The organism is Luteolibacter arcticus (genome assembly GCF_025950235.1).
Classification (GTDB): Bacteria; Verrucomicrobiota; Verrucomicrobiia; order Verrucomicrobiales; family Akkermansiaceae; genus Haloferula; species Haloferula arctica.
Window position 1 is genome coordinate 15,496 of sequence record NZ_JAPDDT010000005.1, and the last position, 23,788, is coordinate 39,283.

Here is a 23,788-nt window from a genome sequence, read left to right on the forward strand (position 1 = left end):
GCCGCGATTTCGCTGCTAGATTGACCTCGTCATGTCGAACATCCATCCGCACGCCACCCTGCCCCGGCAGGACAAGGAAACCCTTCTCGGCCAACGCGGCATCGTGCTCTGGTTCTGCGGGCTTTCCGGCTCCGGAAAATCGACCATCGCCAGTGGCGTGGAGCGGGTGCTGCACAGCCAAGGCCGCTACACCGTGCGACTGGATGGCGACAATCTGCGCACCGGCCTGAACGCCAATCTCGGCTTTTCCGATGATGACCGACTCGAGAACATCCGCCGCACCGCGGAAGTGGCCAAGATCCTCGCCTCGAACGGCACGATCGTGCTGTGCTCACTGATCACCCCGCGGGGCATGCATCGCGATCTGGCCCGCGGCATCCTCGGCGAGGATTTCGCCGAAATCTACGTTAAGGCCAGCTACATGGCCTGCGAGGCGCGCGATGTCAAAGGCCTCTACGCCAAGGCCGCGAAGGGCGAAGTGGCCAATTTCACCGGCCGGGACAGCGGCTTCGAGGAGCCGCAGCAGGCCGAACTGGTGCTCGATACCGAGAAGATGAGCGTCGAGGACGCGGTGAGCGAGGTGCTGGAGTTCCTGGGCACACGCGGTGCGCCGACCGCCGAGTTGCTTGAAGCTTGAAACCATGCGCCCCCCGCTGGATCGCCCTAAGCTCGAGCGCTTCATGACTGCCCTTGCGCAGCGAGTGAAGGGCGAGGGACGCATTTACCTGACCGGTGGCTCCACAGCTCTGCTGCACGGCTGGCGCGCGTCCACCATCGACATCGATTTGAAGGCCGACCCCGAACCGGACGGCTGGTTCGAGGCATTGGCAGCTCTAAAGGACGAACTTGCAGTCAACGTGGAGCTGGCCTCTCCGGACCACTTCATCCCCGTACTACCGGGATGGCGTGACCGCAGCCTTTTCATCGCGCGACATGGCAGGCTCGATTTTTACCATTACGATCCCTACAGTCAGGCATTGGCCAAACTGGAGCGCGGCCACGCCAGGGACCTCGATGACGTAAACGCCATGCTTACAAATGGGCTGATCCGGCCCGACCGGTTGCTGGAGTTGTTCGAATCGATCCAATCCGAATTGATCCGCTATCCGGCGCTGGACCCCAGCTCATTCCGGGCTGCCGTCGAAGCATTTGTGGCCTCGCCCGAACCACCTCCAGGCCCGTGATCCATCTCGAAGAACAACTCAAACACTTGCCCTGCGGCCTTCTCGTCGCCGAAGGCTTGGCCGACCACGCCGCCGGTCGCCGGGGAATCAACGCCTGCCTGGTGCGCATCGCCTCGCCCCGGCTGGTGAGGGCAGGACTGATGCCCCCCCTTGAATCGCCCGGCGGAGCCGCAGAGCTCGAACTCTACGAAATCCTGTCCTCGGAGCCGGGCAATGCTTACGGCCGTTACAACGCCATCATCCGCGAGCTCGTCAGCTTTGAGCACGCCCTCGATCATTGGCTGTCAGGAAGACGCTGAAACATTACCAAGTTGCTCAACTAGGTAATTGTTTCTTGCACGGACCCTTCGGCCAGCCTTTTCCTCCCGGCCCCGCAACGACCCACCCGGAACGTCCGGGAGCCACGACACCCACACCGGCCTTTCGCCCGATGCCCAACTACCAGCTCTCCCACCTCGACCAGATCGAAGCCGAGGCGATCTTCGTCCTCCGCGAGACCGCCGCGCAGTTCCAGAACCCCGGCCTGCTTTTCTCCGGCGGCAAGGACTCGATCGTGATGGCATGGATCGCCCGCAAGGCCTTCCACCCGGCACGCATGCCGTTCCCGCTGGTCCACGTCGATACCGGCCACAATTTCCCCGAGACCATTACCTACCGCGACGAATTCGCCGCGAAGCTCGACGCCCGCCTCGTGGTCGGCTCGGTCCAGAAGTCGATCGATGACGGCCGCGTGGTCGAGGAAAAGGGCCCGAATGCTTCCCGTAACCGCGCCCAGACCACGACCCTGCTCGACACCATCGCCGAGTATCAATTCGACGCGCTGCTCGGCGGCGGTCGCCGGGACGAGGAGAAGGCCCGCGCCAAGGAGCGCTTCTTCTCGCACCGCGATGACTTCGGCCAGTGGGACCCGAAGAACCAGCGTCCCGAGCTGTGGAACCTCTTCAACGGCCGCAAGCACCCCGGCGAACACTTCCGCGTCTTCCCGCTGTCCAACTTCACCGAAATGGACATCTGGATGTACATGCACCGCGAGGGCATCGTCCTGCCGAGCCTCTACTACGCCCACGAACGCGACACCGTGACCCGCAACGGTACTATCCTCGCCGTCAGCGAATTCGTCCAACCCCGCGACGGAGAAGTCGTGGAGAAGAAGGTCATCCGCTTCCGCACCATGGGTGACGCAACCATCACCGGTGCCGTCGAATCGACCGCCGACACCATGGAAAAGATCATCGAGGAAGTCGCCGCCGCCCGCCAGACCGAGCGCGGCAACCGCGCCGACGACAAGCGCTCCGAGACCGCCATGGAAGACCGGAAGAAGGAGGGCTACTTCTAAAGAGACGGAAGACCCGAAGACATCGGCGCACCGTTCAAACTGGTGACCTGATGATTACAAATCAACTGCTCTACCAAACGACTCTCTTTTCATGGATCTCCTTCGCTTTACTACTGCTGGCTCTGTCGATGACGGCAAGTCCACGCTCATTGGCCGTCTCTTGTACGACTCCAAGTCGATCTTCGAAGATCAGCTTGAAGCCATCGAGGAGACCTCCAAGCGCCGCGGCGATGGCCACGTCGACCTCGCCCTTCTAACAGACGGCCTGAAGGCCGAGCGCGAGCAGGGCATCACCATCGATGTCGCTTACCGCTACTTCGCCACGCCGAAGCGCAAGTTCATCATCGCCGACACCCCGGGGCACATCCAATACACGCGGAACATGGTGACGGGCGCCTCGACCGCGAACCTGGCCATCATTCTCATCGATGCACGCAAGGGCGTGATCGAGCAGACCAAGCGTCACAGCTTCATCGCAAACCTCCTTCGCATCCAGCACGTCGTTGTTGCGGTCAACAAGATGGACCTCGTGGACTACTCCGAAGAGGTCTACGAGAAGATCATCAAGGACTACCAGGAGTTCGCCTCGCGCCTCGACAACATCGTCGACATCACTCCGATCCCGATCTCCGCGCTGAATGGCGACAACGTGGTGGACAAGTCCACCAGCATGCCTTGGTACCAAGGCCCGTCGCTACTCTATCATCTGGAGCACGTCTATGTCGGCGGCGAGGAAAACCACGTGGATGCGCGCTTCCCGGTCCAGTGGGTGATCCGCCCGCAGAGCGATGAATGGCACGACTTCCGCGGCTATGCCGGCCGCGTGGCCGGTGGCGTCTTCAAGGCCGGCGACGAGATCACCGTGCTGCCCTCCGGCTTCACCTCGCAGATCAAGGCGATCCACACCGCCGACGGCAACATCGACGAAGCTTTCGCACCGCAGAGCGTGACGCTCACGCTGACCGACGAGATCGACATCTCGCGCGGCGACATGATCGTCAAAAAGAACAACCCGCCGCAAAGCTCGCAAGACCTCGAGGCGATGATCTGCTGGTTCTCCAACAAGCCGATGGCCTCTCGCGCCAAGGTCATCCTGCGCCACACCTCCCGCGAGATGCAGGCGATCGTCAGCGAGGTGAAGTACCTCGTGGACATCAATACCCTGCACAAGGTCGAGGGCGCCGGCACCTTCGCGATGAATGACGTCGGCCGCATCACCCTGCGCACCGCACAGCCGGTGATCCACGACTCGTATCGTCGCAATCGCCAGACCGGCTCTTTCATCCTGGTCGATCCCGGCACCAATGAAACGGTCGCCGCGGGGATGATCATCTGAGGACCGGCTGCCTGGCCGCCGTCAACCGCGCTCGCCGCGGCTTTCACCAGCCCTCCGAGCGATGACGGCAATCGATATCTACCGGCGCGTTTTCAAAATCTGGCGTGCCCGGCGCTTCGAGCAGTTCGTCCGGCTATTGGCGCCCTCGCGAGGCGACTCGCTGATCGACATCGGTGGAGAGCTGGGCTTCTGGACCAGCTATCCGCCTGTGGTCGGGAGCATCGATCTCGTGAACCCGAAGGTCATGCAGATCGATTCTGCAGCCCATCCGGAACACGCGCAGCGAACCATCGTCGGGGATGGCAGGCATCTGGTGGATGTGGGCGACCAAAGCTACGACATCGCCTTCTCCAACAGCGTCATCGAGCACGTCGGCACCTGGGAGGACCAACAGAAGTTCGCCGCCGAGAGTCGCCGGGTCGGGAAAAAGCTGTGGTGCCAAACGCCGGCGCGGGAATGCCCGATCGAGCCGCACTACATGGCGCCCTTCATTCACTGGCTGCCGCGCTCGCTCCAACGCCGCCTGATGCGACGCTTCACGCCGTGGGGATGGCTCTCCAAGCCGACCAAGGCAGACATCGACTTCATGGTGGACACCACCCGCCTGCTGACCTTTCGGGAAATGAAGCAGCTCTTCCCCGACTGCCAGATCCTCGTGGAGCGGATCCTTCTGGTTTTCCCGAAGTCCTACATCGCGGTGCGCACGGAGGCTCCGGCCCCAACCACTGAAACCCCGCGCGGTTGAGCTGCCGATTTTGCCCATGTCGCTCTCCCGTCATGCCCAAAGCTTCGCCAAAGGCTTGGCCTATCGCCTCGGCTTCAGCCTCAAACGGCTGCGGTCCGCCCAGAAAGCCACGGCGGTCGCCAGCGATTTCACCGGCAAGGTCCGGCCGCTGCTGCACCGCACCGATCCTTACGAGAGCTTCGACGCCGCGGCATGGCCGGATGATGCCGCCGGCTGGGGCTCGGACTCGGCGGCCTTCGGCGAACTCATCGAAGAACTCCGCCCGACCCGCATCCTGGAAGTCGGCACTTGGAAAGGCGGCTCCGCCCTCAATCTCGCGGGTCACCTGCAGCGACTCGGCCTCGATGCGGAGATCCTCTGCGTGGACACGTGGCTCGGCGCGCTGGAAATGTGGACCGATCTCGATGACCCAAGCCGCCACGGCGCGCTCAGCCTCCGGCACGGCTACCCCACCCTCTACTACCGCTTTCTGGCCAATGTTTGCCGCGCCGGGCATCAGGGCCGGATCACCCCGCTGCCGCTGCCGTCCGTCACCGCCGCCCAGTGGTTCGCCCTCCACGGGGTTAAAGCGGAGATGATCTACATCGACGCCAGCCACGAGGAGGAGGACGTCTATCAGGACCTCCTTTCTTACTGGGACTTGGTTCGCACGGGCGGCGTCCTCTTCGGCGATGACTGGGGCTGGGATGGCGTCCGCCTCGCGGTCCAGCGTTTTGCCGGCGAGCAGGGAATCGCCATCCGCCACCGCCACGACAAGTGGGAGTTGCGGAAGTAGCGAATCTGCCACCCCGGCGAAACGCCCGTTTGTTCATTTTTATTTGAACACTCGGGGGCGGCTGTTCATTTTCGTCACGACAAGAATGCCTTCGGGCCTTCCAGCAACTCGTGGCGAGAAACAGGTGGAAGTTCGCGCTTCCGACCAAGGGCGGCAGCTTGCCTGACGCCGCGGGCTCCCCACTACCCCTCCCCCTTCCGTGGAAGCCTTCAAACAATTCGTGACGGAGTACGGGACCCGCTATCCTTGGGCTCTCTTCGTCGCGCTGGTATTCCTCCCGGGCATTGGATTTCCCGCCGGGGTCCTGCTGCTGCTGGCCGGCATCGTGTGGGGCAGCCACTACACCAGTTGCCTGATCGCCTTGGCGGCGATCGCGCTGAATGTGATGTGGACCCACTGCCTCGCGGCCGGCCCGGCACGCAAGGTGATGACCCGCTGGATGGGAGAACGCCTGCAGCCATGGTTCGCCCTGCCGCGGACGGACCTGATGAAGATCGCCTGGCTGCTGCGCGTGACTCCCGGGGTGCCTCTCTTCGTACAAAATTACGCGCTGGGGGCGCTCGGCGTGCCGCTGCGCTTGTCCCTGCTGACCGCCCTGCCGGTGGTCTCGCTCTACGCCTGCGGCTTCGTGCTCACCGGCGGTGCAATCTTCGACGGCCGGCTGGGTCTGGCGATCTCCGGTCTGGCCTTGGTCGCGGCAGCAGCCATTGCCACTCGGCTGTTCCCGGCGAAGCAGGCAAAACCCGGACCGGAAGGCGGGGCGTGATTCTCCCGCGGCGTTCATGAATTTCGCCTCCTACGAGTTCTGGAGAACCCTGTTCTTTTGCTTCCTCGGTTCGCGGCTGATCCTCGCCCTGATCGGGAAATTCGCCCCGCAGCAGGAGGCCGATACGGGCAAATGGTGCCTCGCCGCCACCGGACTCGTCCTGCTCGGTGTCGAGAGCTGGCTCACCCTGATCGTCTTCCTGTGGGTCGTGGCCCTGAGCTGGATCGGCGTGCTGCTGGCGGGCCGCGGGTGGTTCACGAAGCCCTACGGCTTCGCTGGCGGACTGGTCTTCCTCATCCTGCTGGTCGCGCAACTCGCCCCGCTGTTTTACTACAAGTACTGGGACTTCATCCTTAACGAGTGGCTCGGCCTCGGACTGCGCAAGCCGTCCGTGCTGATCCCCATGGGGTTGTCATTCTACACCTTCCAGAAGCTCGGCTTCTGGATCGACACGATCCGCAATCCCGGCAAACAGCCGCGCTTCCTCGACTACCTGAATTTCTGCTGCTTCTTCCCCCAGATCGTCGCGGGACCGATTGAAAAGAAGGAGTCGTTGCTGCCACAGATCGAAACGATCCGCTTCCGGATCCATCGCGAGAACCTGGAAGCCGCCCTGCAATGGATCGTCCTCGGGCTGGCGTACAAGCTGATCGTGGCGGACAACATCGGTGGATTTTCCCGAGGATTCCTCATTGATCCGGCCAATGCCTGGCACGTGTGGTTCGAGTGCCTGGCCTTCGCGATCCGCATCTACTTCGACTTCGCCGGCTACAGCTTCATCGCCATCGGCCTGGGCCTGCTGCTGGGGGTGAAACTCACGCTGAACTTCCGCAGCCCTTACTGGGCGCAGGACATGCGGGAATTCTGGCGGAACTGGCACGTCACGCTGGGCGCTTGGCTACGGGACTACATCTACATCCCGCTCGGCGGCCGGCGGGTGCCATGGTGGCCGATCAATACGCTCCTCGTCTTCCTCATCTCCGGCATCTGGCACGGTGCCGGCTGGGGCTTCCTGATCTGGGGGCTGCTCCACGGCATCGGCGTCGCGGTGTGCTCGATCAAAGGAAGATGGATCCCCTTCGCACCGGCGCGCTGGTTTCTGACCTTTGCCTACACCACCGCCACCTGGCTCTTCTTCTTGGAACGGGACGCCTCGCTGCTGGCACAAAAGGCCCTCTCGCTGGTCAAACCGGCCGCCTATTCGATCTCAAACCTGCGTAACATCCAGCAGGTCTTCACCGGCCCGGGCGAACTGGTGGTCACCAGCGTGATCCTCGGGCTAGCCGCGCTGGCGCTGGCGATCGAAGGCTTGGGCGTCCGCCGCGACCTCGAGCCCTACCACTTCGGCAGACGGCCGGTTGCCGGGATTGTGCTGGTCTTCCTCATCGTGCTGCTCGCGCCACTCGAGGAGTCGTCGTTCATCTACTTCAATTTCTAGCGTCGCGTTGCGGTACTTCTTCACACTCCTGGCCAGTGCGGCGGCGGCCTATGTGCTGAGCTTCATCCTGACCGTCTCCACCAATCCCGAGATCCGGGTCTGGCGGGAAGTCGACCAGCGGCGGAAGTCGGACGTGGCAGAGACCCGGGCCAAAGCACCGGACCAACCGGTGATCATCTTCACCGGCGGCTCGAGCACCGCGTTTTCGATCGATCCGGCGATCATCGAGGAAAGCTGTGGCATCCCCGCTTTCAATTTCGCTTTGCCCGCCAGCGCAGGACCTCGCTACCTGCTTCACCAAGCGCTGGAGCGAACCCGCCCGGGCGACACGCTGGTCATCGGCCTGGAAGCGGACTTCCTGGCGTTCGAGTCGGATTACCCCGCGAGCATGTTCTCGTTCGGCCTCGCCCTGCTCGAAGGTGAGCCGTCCGCCACCGTCGGTGGTGAGTCGTTCGGAGAGCGCCTGACGCTGCCGGAAACCCTCACCCTTTCGCGTCCGGGCCCGCGCTATTTGATGACATTGGCCTACAGGGGAGCGTTGGGAAAGGGCTACCGCTACACCCCGCAGGACTACCAATATCATGGTCGCATGCAAACGCCGGTGACCGAACCCGGCATGACCCCTCACCACATCGAGGGTGAACTCCACCTGAGCAAATCGGGCGAGCACCTGCTGCGGACCTTCCGGAATGCGGCACAGCAGCGGGGCATCCGGCTTTTTTACGCGATGCCCTGGCGGTGGACAGCACCGGAACACGCCGAGGCCAGTCGTCTCGCCAACGCTGCATTGCTCCGCGATATCGATCGCATCGTCCCGGTGATCGACGATGGAAGCCGCGGGGTTTCGACCGACCGCAGCCATTTCTCCGACAGCCACCAGCACCTCACCGCAGCCGGTTCCCAAGCCCGGTCGCGCTTGCTGGCCGACGCCCTGGCCGGGCTCCTGTCCCGGCAGTAGTCGACCCATGCAAATCGCCACCGCCATCGCGGTTGTGTTCATACGGCTTCCCACCTAGTCTCCCGCCCCGTTCACCCGGACCCTTTCTCTCTCAGCACGTGGTCGAGTCCCGTTCCATCCAAGGTATCCTGATCGTCATCGTCGTGGCCGTGCTCGCCGCGTGGCTCGGCGTGGCGATCGTCACCAATCAGACCCAGACGTTGCTCAAGGTAGGTGGTGTATCGCTGCTCGCGCTCTGCATCCTCCTCGGCCGGCGCATTTGGCTGCTGATGATCTTTTTCACCGCGCTGAACTTCCCGTTGATTCGCGGCTTCAATACCGCCGAACTCGGGCAGGGCTTGTTCTTCGGGTTTTCGCTTCTGCTTTTTGCCATTCGCAAACTCCCTGTCCGTCCCAAATGGGGCGAACTTGAATGGTGGATGCTTCTGGTTGCCCTATGCGTCGTTCAAGCGTATCTCCGCAACCCTGTCGGCCTCAACATTTTTGGCGGAGCTTCGGTAGGTGCGAGACCTTATTTCGTGATCAGCCTGAGTTTCCTGTCGAGCTGGTTGCTTTCCATCCTGTTGATTCCCGGCGGCGAGATAAAATGGGCGATGCGCCTGACCCTTCTCGGAAGCATCGTGGGGATTCCAATCAGCGAAGCGCGAACGAGAGCAGGACTGCAGTCTGTGGGGGCATTTGATCCCAGGGCAGCAGCAGGACGCTTCGCATGGCTGGCCTCGGCTGCCCTTACGACAATCCGCTGGCTGGTCAGCAGGATCTCGCCGTTCCGCGCAATCCTGAAGCCTTGGGCGTTCATCCTGCTTCTCGCATGCCTCGCCGCCGCTGCGGGGTCAGGCTATCGCAATGTGGTTGCTGCAGCCGGCCTCTATGGAGTGGTCGCGATCTACTACCACCACGGAATGTTCGCTGCGTTAGGATCGACCTTTCTGGCCTCCGTCTGCATCGGCCTGCTGGCGGTGATAAACCTCTTCGCCCCCTTGCCGGGCACGATGCAGCGCGCCCTTTCGCCATTTCCCGGAACTTGGGAAGAACGTTATGTAAGAGCCGGCGAACTTTCGACTGAATGGCGGGTGGAGATGTGGAAGGAAGCGCTGTTTACCGACACCTGGATCCAGAACAAGCTGCTAGGGGACGGCTTGGGGATGACGCGACGAGAATTGCGGCGAATGGAAGACCTCTCCGCAGGAGGCGCTGATTCATGGGCGGGCAGCTCGGGGCTTAGCAATCAGCAGGAAAGCATGATGATCACTGGGTCTTATCATAGCGGCCCGGTCCAAACCGTCCGAACTGTCGGATATGTTGGCTTGATCGTCCTGGTACTAGCCATGCTGCGGGTGGCCGCTCATATGCATCGCCTTATCAAACGGGTGAAAGGCACGGAATGGTTCCCAGTGGTCCTGTTCATGTCGCTGCCCAACTTGATTCTTCCTTTCCAGTTCGTCTTTGTCTTCGGAGAGTTTGGTCCCGGTTGCTCCCTTTTCTTCTTTGGGTTCGGAATGTTGCGTTTGATGGAAAGGAACCTTCCGGTGAGCCGGACGAGTCCACAGGCGTCGGTTCCAGTGATGCTCCCGAGGGGAAGGGGACGGGCTGAGCCCCAGCTTGCTTTGTCCTCGACCAAAAGATGACCCAGTCTTCGGGAGAACAGGTTGGAAAGATGCGAACCTTGTTCGTATCTCCACTACCTCCGAGCAAGTGCGGCATCGCTAGCTATGCCGAGGAGCACTACCTGCGACTTGTTTCCGATGGAACCGAAGTCAAAACGGCCAGCATGCTGCCGGATAGCAAAACGGATCTGCACGTTAACCTGCGAAGCCTCCGCTCCTGCCTTGCCTTCCTGCTCTCCGTCCTGCGCTTCCGGCCCCGAAGTGTCGTCGTTCATTATGCCGATGTGATGTTCTTCCCGTGGCGGATTCCCGGCAGAATCCGCCGCAAGGTCCTGCGCGTTTTCCAAAGCCTGGTCCTGCTGACGTTGGCCAAAACGGCCACAAACTCATCGGTCATCGTCCACGAACTCCCCGTCGACAGGGAACTACCCCGATTCAACACGTGGATCCGGCAACTTGCGCTAGGATCCTTCACCGAGATCGCGTTCCACACGCGATCCATGCGTGAAGAATTTCACCAGCGGTTCCCGCGGATTTCAAGGGCCCGGACGTCGGAGATCGATCACGCGCGCTTCATGCAACGGCGCTTCCACGGAACGCGCGAGGAAGCCAGGGCGAAACTCCATCTGGCCGCTGATCGCCTCCAGTTCCTTTGCCTCGGCTTTTTCCATCAGGCCAAGGGCTTCGACGAGGCCATTACCGCCTTCCGCAATGCGGACATCGGGTCTTCTGCCCATCTCCACGTGGTGGGCACCCCGCACGGCAGCACGGACGCCATTGTGCAGCATGCCGCATTGCTCGCAAAACTATGCGAAGACACCCAAGGAGCGTTTTGCCACGAAGTATTCGTGGATGACGAGGGCTTCGACATGTGGCTGGCGGCTGCCGATCTATTGATCCTTCCTTATCGCGGGGTGGCGTCTTCGGGCGTGGGAGCACGGGCCAGCCTGTATGGCACCCGGCTTCTCATCCGAAACCTCGTGAACCTGACCGACCAGTTCCCGGATGCTGTGACATTTGAAGACGAGGCAGCGCTGACGCTTGAACTCCAGTCTCTTGCCGCGGCATCCCCGAGCCACCCGATGGCGGGGAATCCGAACTGCTGAAAGCGCCGCTTTCGCAGTCATTCGTCCCGACCCGGCGTTCCCGCATCAAGCCACGACATGAATCATAAAGGCCTGCTGGCTCGTGGCGTGTTGCTTGGATATGGTGCACTTGGAGCCCAAGTATTCTATTCGTTTGCGTCGATCCCGCTGGCCTTGGCCTACCTTGGGAAGGCCGAGTTCGCCCTGTGGAGCGTGATTTCGGCGCTCGTGGGATACCTTTCCCTCGCGGAGGCGGGGATGACCAATTCGTTCCTCCGCCACCTCTTCGAATGCAAGGGGGACCAGGAGTCGGGAAAGTATGGCCGCTACTTTGCCGCGGGACTCGGCGCGCTGGGTTTGGTCGCGTTGGTGATGCTTGCAGCCGGCTCGGCAGCGGCCTGGGTTTCCCCCCAGCTCATCGGCATTCCTTCCGACCTGCGTGGAATCTTCGTATGGGTGATGCTTGGCCAGGTGGCGGTCTCCGCCGTGACCATGGCGACCCGGATGCTGGGCGCGCCCCTGTACATCCACCACCGCCAGGATCTGCTCCAAGTCTGCCAGATCGGCTTGTTCGTGGTTTACTATACCGTCCTGCATCTGGGCTTCAAGGCCGGGTGGGGAATCTACGCCATGCTGGCCAATCAAGGTGCGGGACTGGTCTGGAGCATCTCCTTTAATGTCATCGCCTGCGTGAAGCTGCGCCTGTTTCCCGCCCGCGGCTCGCTGGGACTTCCAACGCGGGAGGAGTGGAACTCCGTCTGGGCCTATTCCCGCGACCAGTTTGTCATCCAGGTCGGCGGGATTGTGGCCAATGGCCTTCCGGCACTTCTGCTCCCGCGGCTGCTCGGTCTGGAAGCGGTCGCCGTGTGGGCGGTATGCACCCGCCCGTTTGGAATCGTGAGGCAGCTCGTGGTCAAGCCCTACGACGTCGCGTTGCCGATGTTTTGCGACATCTACGTCCGCGGGGAAAAGCAGCAGCTTACCAAGCGCTGGACGGACGTCACCCAACTGGTGCTTGCCATCGCCGGCTGCGCCTTCGTGGTCGCCGCCGCCAACAACGAGAGCTTCCTGGCTCTCTGGACCGGCGGGCGGATGACCTGGGGTGTGGTCAACGACTGGCTGTGGGCATTGAAGTCCTACGTGTCGGTGGCCGCAGTCGCAGCCTTCGGCATCGTCGGGATCGAAAAGGCGGTCGGGCGCACCAAGTACGTGCCCTTCGTGGAATCCGCCTTGATGATCGCCTTAGCGCTGGTGTTCGTGAAGTTCTGGGGCATGGGCGGACTGATCCTTGCCACCACCCTGCCCCAGATATTCGGAAGCCTCTGGTCTGGCGTGAGTTATCTGGGCCGGATCACCGGCCATTCCCGAAAGGCCCTGCTCTGGAATGCCATCCTCCGCCCCACCTTCGTGCTTCCGCTGGCCATCGCTGCGGCGTGCGGCGCCACCTTGCTGACGCGCACGCTGCCGGGCTACTACGGCCTGATGGTCTCAGCGGCCGTCGGGTCCGCGATCGCGCTTTTGTGCGTGGCCTTTCTCGGGGTCTCTCCCGAAGTGCGGGATGAAATCCGGGGGCTTGTGGTCCGTTCCGTAAGACGCTTCCTCCCCTCGCGCCGGCCAGCCGCCGCGACGTCCGAGGCCGAATAGCATCTCCTCCGTTCCTTGATCTGATGGAGTCCGGTTCGCCAAAACGCATCGCCCTTTGCATCGAATGTCCCTTGGGCCAACATGGGGGCGTCGAGGTTCTGGTCAGGGCATTGATCGAAGGTCTGCACAGCCATTTCGAAGTTTGCCTGGTATCGCAGGATACCCCCGCAACCCTTCGCCCGGTCCCCTGCCATGAGGGCCTCTCAGGTCACTTCCAGTGGAACCCTGCCGACCATTCCGGCGAGCAGATCGAGCGGCTGATTGCCTGGGCGAAAGCGGAGCGAATCGAGCTGCTCCACTTCCACCACGGCGGGACCTACGGCTGGAATTCACGTTCGTGGAGCCACTGCGTCATTACCGCCGCCTCGCAAGCGGGCTTGCGTTGCGTCAGCACGAATCACGGTGCGTTTGGCTTCTGGCTTTTCGTCGGCGCGCAGCGGTCGCTTCCCTACCGCCTCGCGGCGATGTGCCTTTGCTTACCGGCCAAGCTCCGGCAGGTGGCGGCGGTCGAGTGGGAGGCCACGGTTTCCAAGCACGACTACCACGCGGTGCGCCGCTGGTTCTTTCCTGTCCGTTCACGGTTCCGCCAGATCTACCATTCCATTCTCGACGATTCGGTCCTGCCCGAACGTTCAAAACGGCCGATCATCCTGTGCCTCGGCACCGTCGGCAGCCGCAAGGGGCAGCCATTTCTCGCGGACGCTTTCGGCCGCATTGCCGACAAGCACCCCGAGTGGCGTCTGGTCATCGCCGGTCGCCATGCCTCGGACAGCACGCCGGCAGAACTCGCCGCAGCGGTCGCAAGGCACGGCATCGCCGACCGGGTGGATATCCTGACCGATGTCTCCGACGACCTGGCGCGCCAGCTCATCGCCGAGGCGGCGGTCTTCGGCATGCCCTCCCTCGCGGAAGGGCTCGGGCTTTCCCTCCAGGAGGCGCTCTACGGGCGTGCCGCCTGCGTCGGCTCCCGGGTCGGCGGGATTCCCGATCTAATCATCGATGAGAAAACCGGCTTGCTCGTGCCGCCCGCGAATCCCGAGGCCCTCGCCGCGGCGCTTGATCGCGTGATGAGCGATCCGGCCCTGCGCCAACGGCTTGGCAATGCCGGGCGCCAACATGTGATCGACCATGAGATGACCCGCGTTGGCATGGTGCGGAAGCACCGTGAGCTCTACCTTCGATCCCCTATCCGCACCTCCGCGTGAGTTCGCCCCGCGGAAAAATCGTCGCCCTCGAGTCGCTGCGCGGATACCTCGCCATGTGGGTGGTCGCGCAGCACCTCATTGATTTCTGCGGCGGGCATCTGGCGGCGCATCCATGGGGTAGCGTCCTGGCCGAATCGAAATTCGCGGTCCAGGGCTTCATGATCCTGAGCGGCTTTGTGATCGCCCATCTGATCACCGCGCGCCGCGAATCCTATGGTGTCTACATGGGTCGACGGCTATTCCGGATTTACCCGGTCCTGCTGCTTGCCGCGATCAGTGGAATCCTCCTTCACCAAGTGGTCGGTGTGCTTCTCCATCAATGGTGGCCTTCCTTCTTCACGACGCCGAAGCTCGCGCACTTCGCGGCGCAATGGGAGGCTACTGACGGCCAGTTTTCCGGGAACTGCCTGGCGGTCCTCACCATGACGAACGGGCTGATCCCCCCTTCGCTCCTCCCTTACGCGCCCACGGCTTTCATCGGTGTCCTCTGGAGCCTTTCGCTGGAGTTCCAGTTCTACGTGGTCGCACCCCTGCTGCACCGGCTGCTCAATCACAATGTGCTCTCCCGGGTCGGGCTCTTGGTCGGGCTCGCGATCTTCCTGGCGATCCGCCAGCCGCTGTTCGGCCAGATGAAGATGCTGACCTACCCGTCCTTCCTTCCATTCAGCATCGAGTTCTTCGTGATCGGGATGGTTTCGCACTCGGTCTATTTGTGGATCTGCCGCCACACCGGTTCCTTGCGTGAAGTGTTCGCGGATTCTTCCTTCAGCTTGGTCGCACTGGTGATCGTCGCGATCCTTCTCGTGACTGGCGACGATCTGCGCTCCCTGGCGAAAGGGCATCTAACCGACTACACCGGCCGATGGACGGCCATCATCATCTGGATCCTGATGATGGCATGGCTGACGGACGGGCTTGCCGGCCGCACCGGACTCGCCCAGCGGATCGGGAAATTCCTCTTCGAGTCGCGCTGGCCGTTGTATCTCGGGAAAATCTCCTACAGCGTTTACCTCTGGCACGTTCCCGTGATCCTCGCCGTCCAGTGGTTCCTCTACCAGAAGGGACTCGCTCACACCTGGCAAGACTGCCTGATCTGGACGACGGCAATTGCCCTCCCGCTGACCTTCGTTCTGTCCGTGGCCAGCTACCACCTCGTCGAGCTGCCATTCATCAGGCTCGGATCGAAATGGTTCCACTCCAAGCCGATTGCCCCCTGACAGCCGTTCTCCCGTCTAACACCATCCCTCCGCGGAACCTACCTTCTCATCAACGATCATGACCCGCCTCGCCGAACTGATCAACAAGCTCATCTCCCCCCTCGGTGTCAAACTCTCCCGGGTCCGCCGTCGCGTCTTGCCCGTCTTGCGCCCCGGCATCGTGCAGGCCAAGGTAGGCAGCGCCACTCTGGCGATGCCGGCGGACAGCACGATCCCCTTTGAGTATGCCGTCAATCCCGACTACGGCTCGCAGATCGGACGACTGGCCGGCTACCTCAAGGAAACCACCGGCGAGTATCTCGCCATCGACGTGGGTGCCAACGTGGGCGATACGCTTGCCATCATCCGTCAGGCCGCCGACGTGCCGGTGATGTGTGTGGAAGGCGATCCGAAATGCGCCGCGCTATTCCGCGAGAACTCCCGCATCTATGACCGCGTCGAGCTTGTGGACACGTTCCTCTCCGAGTCGGAAGGCAATGAAAACGTGACCGTTCAAAAGGACGGCTGGAACGCCACCCTGATCCCCGAGGCCGGGGGCGCGCCGATGTCCTTTCGCACACTCGACTCGGTGGCTTCCGGACGGTCCCTGCCGTGCGGGCTGCTCAAGCTGGATGTCGAAGGTTACGAATGGAAAATCCTGCGCGGTGCGCGCGAGCTGCTCACAAAGGATCAGCCGGTGATATGCATCGAGTACAACATCCGCCACTCGGGATTCCCGCCGGAGGAATTCGTGCGGGGCATGGAAGGCCTGCGCGATCTCGGCTACGATCAGGTGATCGTGTATGAGTCCCAAGGGGCTCTCCTCAGCACCTTCTCACTGTCGGATGGATGGGAAGACTACCTGGACCTCCATCATTTCCTCCGACTCGGCCTGTCACCGGTGCTCTACGTGGATCTCACGATTTTCCCTTCTTCCAAGGGGAAGCTGGGCGGGGATTTTGCCGCCAAGGAACGGCTGCGCATTCGCAACGCAGCGAAGTGAAGGATTCGCGGACGCGCAATCCCAGCAGCACGGCAGAGTGTCAGAACTGATCAACGCGACCATGCCCGATCCTCGTTTCGTGATCACCGTTCCCTTCCGGACGGACTACTACAACAACTACGCCCGCGTCCTGGATGCTGGAGGACGCTTGCGGAAATGTCTCCTCTGGACGAGGAAAGGCATCCCGGGAATTGCCCCGGAGAAGCACAGCCTTTGTCCTCCTTTGGGCCTCTTGGCTTACGCCGGCGCGAAATGCCTGTCGCCCTTTGCCGCCGAGTCGTTCCGTTTCTCGTTGCACCCTGCGTTCGACCGTTGGTCCCGGACCAAGCTGGTGCCCGGCGATCACGTGCTATCGAGCTACGGTTATGCCAATTCCTGCTTCCGCCACGCCCGCCGTCATGGAGGCAAGACGTTCCTGGATGGCGGGAATTCCCATCCTGAGAACTTCTGGAATCTCCTGACCGAGGAACACCGCACCTGGGGCTGCAACTACCCGCCGATCTCGCGCCAGCACTACCGCCGGGCACTGGCGATGATGGAGGACGTTGACTATGTCCTTTCACCCAGCGAGTTCGTCACGAAATCATTCCTGGAACGCGGATTTCGCGACGATCAGATTCTCCGGGTCTTTTTTCCTGTCGATCTTTCGGTATTCGGTTCGCTGCGAACTCCACGCCCCGCCGACCGGCCGTTCACCGTGATCAACACGGGCGGACTTTCGCTGCGCAAGGGAACGCCCTACCTGCTTGAATCGTTCCGGTTGATCCGTCAGGCGATTCCCAACGCGCGATTTCTCCTGACGGAATCGATCACGGATTCGATCAAGCCGATCCTGGCGCACTACAACGATCTGCCGATCGAATGGGCATCCTATCTGCCGGAATCCGAATTGGCGGAGCGACTCCGCTCCGCCGACCTGTTCATCCTGCCTTCGCTTGAAGAAGGTTTGGTACGCACCGCCTTGCAAGCCATGGCCTGCGGCCTTCCCGTCATTCTCACTCCCAATACCGGGGCCAACGACTACGTGGAAGAAGGCGTGAACGGCTCTGTGGTCCCACTGCGCGATCCCCAGGCAATTGCCCGGGCCGCCGAATGGTGGTGGGAAAAAATCCGGAATGGCTACCAGGTTCCGGATGACCGGATCGGCGAGCAGCTCTCGTTCGGAAGGCTGGAGCAAGTGCTCAACCAGCATCTGCAGCGGATCGGCGAATAGCCTCCGCGCCGGTGCGAATCCTCGCACGGTACAGAAGCGGCTACCTGACATGCCAGTCAAACCCATCATCCTCCGGACCATCAGGACTCTCTCCGTCGCTTGGCTTCGGTGGAAGGGGTGCGAAACGGCCGGCTCCGCGATCGTCAATGGATTCCCGTACATCCGCAGGAAGGGCAGTGGCCGGATCGTGATCGGCGAAAACGTTACGATCAATGCGGCCCGGTGGTCGAACTGGCTGGGAGTTTCCGGCTCGATGACACTCAGTGTCGAAGACGGCGCCGTTTTGGAACTCAAGCGCGGTGCCGGCGTCTCGTCCCTGCAGATCGTCGCCAATGTTGGCATCGAGATCGGCGAGGATTCGCTGATCGGCGCAGGCTGCCTGCTGTGCGACTCCGACATGCACGAGATCCCCTTGGGCTCCGCAAGGCCGGTGGCGATGGCACCCATCAAAATCGGGCGGCAGGTTTTCATCGGAGCACACTCCATCATCCTCAAAGGCGTGACCATCGGAGATGGGGCCGTGGTGGGAGCTGGATCGGTAGTAACGTCGGATGTGCCGGCCGGGGCTCTGGTAGCAGGCAACCCGGCCAAGGTGATCCGATTGGTCTCAGCACCGCCGATCTGATATCGTTTCACTCCTCTTTTATCCGGAGATAAGCCCAAGCCGCCATCACCCTGCTGGGGATGGCACACAAAATCCTATGGCATTCGACAGAGCACTCACTGGGTCCTCCCGGCCCGCTTCGATCCGGGCACTGGTTGCCGGAATACGGCATGACCTCTTCTACTCCCTGCTTCACCGCCCTATTGACGGGCTCGAAGATCTTGGAGACCCGACCGATAGTTGCAACTGGACCGTCCTAACCCGGGGCCTCGGTCCCGACAGCGTGGTTTACAGCGCCGGAATCGGTCGTGACATCAGCTTCGAGCACGCGATCGCCGACCGCTTCGGGCCCAAGATCCATTTGCTTGATCCTTCGCCAACGGGAATGGAAACCATGGAGCTGCCGGAGCATCAGCGGCCCGAATTCGAGTATCATCAGCTCGCGCTCGCGGGCTACGATGGTGAACTGGAACTCGCTCCGCCACCGAATCCCGCTGAAGGTTCATGGGTATCCCGCGATCGCGACCCTTCGGAGCCGTCCGCGACGGGCACACCGATCCGCGTGCCCTGCGAAACGGTGGGAAGCCTGATGAAGCGCCTGGGGCACCAGCATATCGACCTTCTCAAAATTGATATCGAAGGAGCCGAGTACGGCGTGCTGGACTCGCTTCTGAAGGATGGAACGCCGGTGCGCCAAATCGCGGTGGAGTTTCACAATGGCGTACTTGCGGGCATCCCCAGAAGCCTGACCATCCGGATGCTGGGCAGGCTCTTCACGCGCGGTTACCGGATCATCCACAAGGGGGGCAGCAACCACACGTTGCTCCGGAAGGAGGACCTGTAGCCGTTGGAAAGCAGCTCCCGAGCAATCCCTCTCATCATCCAACTGCCGTGACCGGTAAGAAACGCTGCCGAATCGCAATCCTTGCCGATTTCCCGTGGGGTGCCCTCGAAGGCAAAGCCACGGGGCGCGGCGGCGGACAAGGATGTACGTGGCTTCCGCAACTTGCGGAACGCTTCGCGGACTTCACGGAGTTTGAAATCCACTGGATCGTTCTGGATCGCCGCGGGGCCAGCGAGATCGTGTTGGAACAGTTTGGCCAACATTTCCACCGCCTGCGCGCATCGTCGATGAGTGTGGATCTCGCCTTGGGCAACTTGCCCGCGCGCCGGATTCTGAAAAAGTTCCTGCGGCGCTTGAAGCCCGACCTCGTCCACGCCTGGGGGACCGAGCTGATCTATCCGGCAGCCCTTCGCGATTTCGACGGGCCTACGATCCTTTCCATGCAGGGTGTGCTTACCGAGTATCAGAAGATCGGCGGCCTGCCGCAGGACTGGCGATGGCGACGCATGGTGGCCGGCGAACCCGCGATGATCCGGTCCGCCACGATCGTCACTTGCGAATCCGAGTGGGGAATCGCGCGGGTCAAGGAGATCGATCCCTCCGCGGAGTGCAGGTTGGTGGAGTATGGCGTGCATCCACGCTTCTACGAGGTCCCTTGGCAACCCACTGCCAGCGAGCCCTACGTTCTCTACGTGGGCGGAGCGGGTAGCCGGAAGGGCTTCGACCTGCTTGTGGAGGCGATGAAGATCTTGCCCGGGCGTACCTGGGAGCTGCGGCTTGCCGGAGATGAAGAGATGAAGCACGCCGTGGATGCCGCCGGCTTGAAGAATGTCCGCTGCCTCGGACTCCTGCCATGGGATGTCATGCAGCGGGAACTGCAGGGCGCCTGGGCCTTCGTGCTGCCCACCCGCGGCGACACCAGCCCGAACTCGGTGAAAGAAGCGCGCGTGATCGGGCTACCGGTGATTACCAGCCGCCACGGTGGCCAGGCCGGCTACATCGTGAATGGCATCAACGGCCGCATCGTCGATCCCCTGGACGCCGAGGGACTCGCGGCCGCCCTGTCCGATGTGATGCAAGACCTAGACCGCGCCCAAGCGCTGGGCCGCGGACACCATGAGGAAGATCGCGCCTATCTCCGCCCCGACCGGACCGCCCAAGGCTTTGCCGCGATCTACCGCGAGCTGGCAAATCTACCATGATGAAGAGTTCAGCCGTAACCTTGATCCACAAGGGTGCCATGGACATCGGGGTCCATGCCGTGGCCACGTTCCGGCGGCATTTCGCGGAGAGCCACCGGCTGGACATTCACAACGATGGCTCGCTGGACGAGGGCGACCTGGCAATCCTGCGCGAGGCCGCGGAAGGGATGGAGGTCCGGATGGTCGGACCGGCAGACCGGCAGCCAATCCTGCGGGAGAGACTGGCGGAATTTCCCAAGATCCGGGCCATGCTCGATGGGTGCGGCTACTTCGCCAAGCTGGAGCTGCCGATGTGCATCCCACGGCCGTACTTTTACTTCGACTCCGACATTGTCTGGCTGCGCGGCGCGGACAGCTTCGCCGCACCCGACCGCCCGAACGCCTTTTCCACGGAATCCTGGTCTTGGTACAATGGTGTGGCCAACGACCGCGAGTGGATCCGCGAGCAGATTCCCCGGCGGGTGAACTCCGGCTTCTACTACCTGTCCGAGGAGTTCCCATTCGCCCGCATGGAGTCGATGCTCGAGCGCGGCTTGTTCGACCCCACACTGCCGTACAACACTGACCAGGAGATCATGGCCTACCTGTTTCCTGACATGGAGCTGTATGATCCGGAGGACCTGAAGCGGAGCCGGCGGAACGTCCAATACGACTTCGCGATGGAGTCCTGTGCCGCCCTCCACTTTCCCGGCCAGATGTGGCGGGCTCATCTCGATGACATTGCCACCATCTACGGCCTGCCTGAAAAGCCGCCGCTAAAAATCCGCCACCAGCCGGCCGTGCCACTATCCCGGGGCGAGCTGCTCCGCATGCGGATGGCCGTGAAGATCTCCGACTCGCCCGTATTCGGAGGAATGGTAAATCGGCTGAGAGCGATCCGAGCAAGGTTTGCCTAGTCAGGCTTCAGTTTCCTACTTCCAACTTCCTACGAACACGCCGTCAAAGAAATCGCCCGCCCTCGGTCCGCTATAATTATTCCTCCGCCGCCTGGCAGGGCAGCTGTCCGTCAAATGAAATGAACCCAACCCCTCCCGCTCTCAATTTGCTGATCACAAGCGACTCGGGTTACGCGCCCATGGTTGCCTGTCTCCTGGCTAGCGTTCGCCAGCATCTCCCGAAGGAGATGGACCTCGAAGTATACTGGCTTCACGTTGATGGCTCAGTGCCAGCGAGAGAGCAATTGGCTCGGTTCTGCGAGGAATCCTTGGAACGCTGCAGGCTTCACATCTCGTCCCTCGACACGCTGCCGGCCGATATAAAGGCCCAGGTGGAAGCCTTGATTGGGAGCAATGATTCATCGTGGGGACCGGCCCTCTGCTTTGCCGCACCTTTCATCCTGCCGCTGATCTTGCCTGAATCCGTCAAAAGGGCGATCTTCGTGGATGCGGATGTGATCGCCTTGGGAGACATCAGCGAACTGACGACCATTCCGCTTGATGGATTCCCTGCCGGCTTTGTCCGGGCGCCTCTCAAACATTTTAACAAGCGCCTCGGACTTGAGAGATACGGCAACAGCGGCCTTATTGTCGTCGATGTCGACGCTTGGAAAGAGGCGGAAGTTTCCAAAGGCGCGATCGATTACCTTCACAAGATCTCCGGTGCGTGGTCCGCCAATTATCCCGATCAGGATGCCTTGAACCACACCTTGGCTGACGCCAATGGAAACGCGAAGTGGAAGGAACTGCATCCCAAATGGAACGCGTGTGCCCCGCTGTTTACCCACCCGCGGTGGCGCCTCCAGTACGATCCGATCGACATTGGTGAGGTGAAGTTGCTCCACTACTGCGGAGCCAAGCCTTGGGCAAAGGTGCCGGCAACCCTGCTTGGCCGGATTGCCCGCAAGAAGGGTATCCGGTTCGGCCCGACCAAGCCGGCTCACCCGCACTCGGACCTTTTCTATGACGTCCTGGCCCGCACTCCTTTCAGTGCCCCACGGTAGCATCAGCGACACGCGAAGGCAGATAATTTCCGTAGTACCATCCAATGAAGCGACTCGTTAAATCATACCTGAAAAAGCTACGCGGTGAAGGCCTTGGCCGGAGTGTGACGGCGCTCGCCCGGTGGTCACTTTGCTCGATCATCCCGCAAGATTGGATCTACAAGGTGATGCGGAGAAGGCACGAGTTTCTTTCGATCAAGCTCGATCGCCAATTGGACTCGACCGTCAAGTATGGCCAATTCAAAGGGCTCAAATTTTCAGCTGAATCTTCTTGGAGCCTCGAAGACAGGGCCGGGATGTTGCTCGGCCTCTATGAGAAAGAGGTCTTGGAAGAACTGCAGCAGAGTTCTGACAAGCACGGCATCTTTGTCGACCTTGGCGCAGCCGATGGCTACTACGGCGTGGGCGTCCTGGTGTCCGACATGTTCCGCACCGCATACTGCTTCGAGGCCACTGAGGCGGGTCAGAATGCGATCAAGACGAACGCCCGCTTGAATGGTGTTTCCGACCGTATCGTGGTCAAAGGAATCGCCACCAAAGACTTCCACAAGGAGTTCCCTCCCGCTGACATCCAGTCCTGCGTGATCCTGGTCGACATCGAAGGGGGTGAGTTCGGCCTCTTCGATGAAGAAACATTTCGCGCATTCTCCGGCGCAGTGATCATCATTGAGATTCATGATTTCCTCGTGGACGAGGGAAAAGCCAAGGTCCAGCGACTCCTGGATGCTGCGGCTCACACTCACCGGTACAAGAAGATCGTCACAGGCTCCCGCGACCTGTCCGGCTTCCCCGAGGTCGCGGACTACATCGACTACGACAGGTGGCTCATTTGCTCGGAACGACGGAGACAGCTCCCGAGCTGGATCAGGTTCGATCCACTCGCACCGGCACACGACGGGACTCTAACACCTTAACAGCCGGCGTTTTCCGCAGTCACTGATTCAATCCATTCGCCAGCCACCACCACAATCCCATGAAATCACTTGAAAAGGTCGTTTACTCGATACTGGGACAGCGAGGGACCAAGTATCTCCGTCGTTTTCTCCTGCGTTTCGATTCCCCTGAAAAAGCCTTCACGCGAATCTATCGCAGTGGGGGGTGGGTGAATGAGGAGAGCGCGTCCGGCCCCGGATCAACGATGGAGTATACGGAGAATATCCGTCGGGAGCTGCCGATTCTGCTGCGCAATCTGGGAGTGACCAAGATGCTCGACGCCCCTTGCGGAGACTATCACTGGTTCAAGGAGGTTGCGCGTGACAATGTCAGCTACATTGGCGCGGACATCGTGCAGGATCTCATCGCTCAGAATACCTCCCGTTACGCCGACGAGCGGACCCGATTCTGCCAGATGGATATTACCAGCGACCCGCTTCCAGAGGTGGACCTATGGCTCTGCCGGGATGTCTTGTTCCATTTGTCCACGGACCTGGTGCACCGTGCGCTTGATAATTTCTCCCGAAGCAAGATCGAGTACCTTCTGACCACCACGCACCCCGAATGCCAGCACAACTCGGACATCCCAACGGGCTCATTCCGCGAACTCAATCTCCAGCTTGAGCCATTCGGCTTCCCCGAGCCGATTGCATGGATCGATGATTGGATCCCCGGATTCCCGGTTCGGAAGTTGGGACTCTGGAAGCGGACAGATTTGGAGGGCATTATCAATCGTAACAAGTCTGGTAGCTGAGACGCACAACGGCACCATCGC

General features: G+C 61.5%; 24 protein-coding genes. All 24 read left to right on the top strand.

All coding sequences use genetic code 11. From position 1 onward, the window contains the following. Positions 1–31 precede the first annotated feature (31 nt). The 24 genes from cysC to OKA05_RS13300 all read left to right on the top strand — a co-directional run bounded on the left by cysC (position 32) and on the right by OKA05_RS13300 (position 23,767). Complete coding sequence (gene cysC, locus OKA05_RS13185; RefSeq protein WP_264487620.1) at positions 32–637, top strand: adenylyl-sulfate kinase; 606 nt, start codon at positions 32–34, stop codon at positions 635–637. A 4-nt stretch (positions 638–641) separates the two neighbouring features. Then, a complete protein-coding gene (locus OKA05_RS13190) occupies positions 642–1,184 on the top strand; it encodes a DUF6036 family nucleotidyltransferase (protein ID WP_264487621.1) in 543 nt (180 codons plus the stop codon). Further along, a complete protein-coding gene (locus tag OKA05_RS13195) occupies positions 1,181–1,483 on the top strand; it encodes a hypothetical protein (RefSeq protein WP_264487622.1) in 303 nt (100 codons plus the stop codon). Before OKA05_RS13190 ends, OKA05_RS13195 begins: the two co-directional genes overlap by 4 nt. A gap of 131 nt (positions 1,484–1,614) precedes the next feature. Beyond that, positions 1,615–2,520: a sulfate adenylyltransferase subunit CysD gene (cysD, locus tag OKA05_RS13200; protein ID WP_264487623.1), complete on the top strand. Its 906-nt coding sequence runs from the start codon at positions 1,615–1,617 to the stop codon at positions 2,518–2,520. Between the two features lie 91 nt (positions 2,521–2,611). Continuing rightward, complete coding sequence (gene cysN / locus OKA05_RS13205) at positions 2,612–3,856, top strand: sulfate adenylyltransferase subunit CysN (protein WP_264487624.1); 1,245 nt, start codon at positions 2,612–2,614, stop codon at positions 3,854–3,856. A 61-nt stretch (positions 3,857–3,917) separates the two neighbouring features. Next, entirely contained in the window at positions 3,918–4,601 is a 684-nt protein-coding gene (locus OKA05_RS13210; RefSeq protein WP_264487625.1) for a class I SAM-dependent methyltransferase, read from the top strand. A gap of 16 nt (positions 4,602–4,617) precedes the next feature. Next, positions 4,618–5,376, top strand: coding sequence for a class I SAM-dependent methyltransferase (locus tag OKA05_RS13215; protein ID WP_264487626.1), 759 nt, complete (start codon positions 4,618–4,620; stop codon positions 5,374–5,376). 199 nt (positions 5,377–5,575) lie between these two features. Beyond that, positions 5,576–6,142 (top strand): TVP38/TMEM64 family protein, encoded by a 567-nt coding sequence (locus OKA05_RS13220; RefSeq protein WP_264487627.1) that lies wholly within the window; start codon positions 5,576–5,578, stop codon positions 6,140–6,142. A gap of 16 nt (positions 6,143–6,158) precedes the next feature. Further along, the gene (locus OKA05_RS13225; RefSeq protein WP_264487628.1) at positions 6,159–7,580 is read left to right on the top strand and encodes an MBOAT family O-acyltransferase; all 1,422 of its coding nucleotides are present in this window, start codon (positions 6,159–6,161) and stop codon (positions 7,578–7,580) included. A gap of 7 nt (positions 7,581–7,587) precedes the next feature. Continuing rightward, positions 7,588–8,538, top strand: a complete 951-nt coding sequence (locus tag OKA05_RS13230) for a hypothetical protein (RefSeq protein WP_264487629.1) — start codon at positions 7,588–7,590, stop codon at positions 8,536–8,538. Positions 8,539–8,636: 98 nt separating this feature from the next. Then, on the top strand, positions 8,637–10,166 hold the full coding sequence (locus tag OKA05_RS13235; RefSeq protein ID WP_264487630.1) for a hypothetical protein: 1,530 nt from the start codon (positions 8,637–8,639) through the stop codon (positions 10,164–10,166). Between the two features lie 29 nt (positions 10,167–10,195). Then, the gene (locus tag OKA05_RS13240; protein WP_264487631.1) at positions 10,196–11,251 is read left to right on the top strand and encodes a glycosyltransferase family protein; all 1,056 of its coding nucleotides are present in this window, start codon (positions 10,196–10,198) and stop codon (positions 11,249–11,251) included. Between the two features lie 57 nt (positions 11,252–11,308). After that, positions 11,309–12,874: a lipopolysaccharide biosynthesis protein gene (locus OKA05_RS13245; RefSeq protein WP_264487632.1), complete on the top strand. Its 1,566-nt coding sequence runs from the start codon at positions 11,309–11,311 to the stop codon at positions 12,872–12,874. A 23-nt stretch (positions 12,875–12,897) separates the two neighbouring features. After that, on the top strand, positions 12,898–14,079 hold the full coding sequence (locus OKA05_RS13250; RefSeq protein WP_264487633.1) for a glycosyltransferase family 4 protein: 1,182 nt from the start codon (positions 12,898–12,900) through the stop codon (positions 14,077–14,079). Next, complete coding sequence (locus OKA05_RS13255) at positions 14,076–15,296, top strand: acyltransferase family protein (protein WP_264487634.1); 1,221 nt, start codon at positions 14,076–14,078, stop codon at positions 15,294–15,296. The genes OKA05_RS13250 and OKA05_RS13255 overlap by 4 nt, the downstream gene beginning before the upstream one ends. Positions 15,297–15,354: 58 nt before the next feature. Beyond that, the gene (locus tag OKA05_RS13260; protein ID WP_264487635.1) at positions 15,355–16,278 is read left to right on the top strand and encodes an FkbM family methyltransferase; all 924 of its coding nucleotides are present in this window, start codon (positions 15,355–15,357) and stop codon (positions 16,276–16,278) included. A 61-nt stretch (positions 16,279–16,339) separates the two neighbouring features. Continuing rightward, positions 16,340–17,491, top strand: coding sequence for a glycosyltransferase family 4 protein (locus tag OKA05_RS13265; RefSeq protein WP_264487636.1), 1,152 nt, complete (start codon positions 16,340–16,342; stop codon positions 17,489–17,491). A 49-nt stretch (positions 17,492–17,540) separates the two neighbouring features. Beyond that, on the top strand, positions 17,541–18,116 hold the full coding sequence (locus OKA05_RS29295) for an acyltransferase (protein WP_319800655.1): 576 nt from the start codon (positions 17,541–17,543) through the stop codon (positions 18,114–18,116). A gap of 76 nt (positions 18,117–18,192) precedes the next feature. Further along, positions 18,193–18,939: an FkbM family methyltransferase gene (locus tag OKA05_RS13275; protein ID WP_264487637.1), complete on the top strand. Its 747-nt coding sequence runs from the start codon at positions 18,193–18,195 to the stop codon at positions 18,937–18,939. Positions 18,940–18,986: 47 nt separating this feature from the next. Next, complete coding sequence (locus OKA05_RS13280) at positions 18,987–20,141, top strand: glycosyltransferase family 4 protein (RefSeq protein WP_264487638.1); 1,155 nt, start codon at positions 18,987–18,989, stop codon at positions 20,139–20,141. Beyond that, positions 20,138–21,037: a hypothetical protein gene (locus OKA05_RS13285; protein WP_264487639.1), complete on the top strand. Its 900-nt coding sequence runs from the start codon at positions 20,138–20,140 to the stop codon at positions 21,035–21,037. The genes OKA05_RS13280 and OKA05_RS13285 overlap by 4 nt, the downstream gene beginning before the upstream one ends. A gap of 119 nt (positions 21,038–21,156) precedes the next feature. Beyond that, the gene (locus OKA05_RS13290; RefSeq protein ID WP_264487640.1) at positions 21,157–22,080 is read left to right on the top strand and encodes a glycosyltransferase family 8 protein; all 924 of its coding nucleotides are present in this window, start codon (positions 21,157–21,159) and stop codon (positions 22,078–22,080) included. 44 nt (positions 22,081–22,124) lie between these two features. Then, on the top strand, positions 22,125–22,994 hold the full coding sequence (locus tag OKA05_RS13295) for an FkbM family methyltransferase (protein WP_264487641.1): 870 nt from the start codon (positions 22,125–22,127) through the stop codon (positions 22,992–22,994). Between the two features lie 59 nt (positions 22,995–23,053). Then, complete coding sequence (locus tag OKA05_RS13300) at positions 23,054–23,767, top strand: class I SAM-dependent methyltransferase (protein WP_264487642.1); 714 nt, start codon at positions 23,054–23,056, stop codon at positions 23,765–23,767. Positions 23,768–23,788 lie beyond the last annotated feature (21 nt).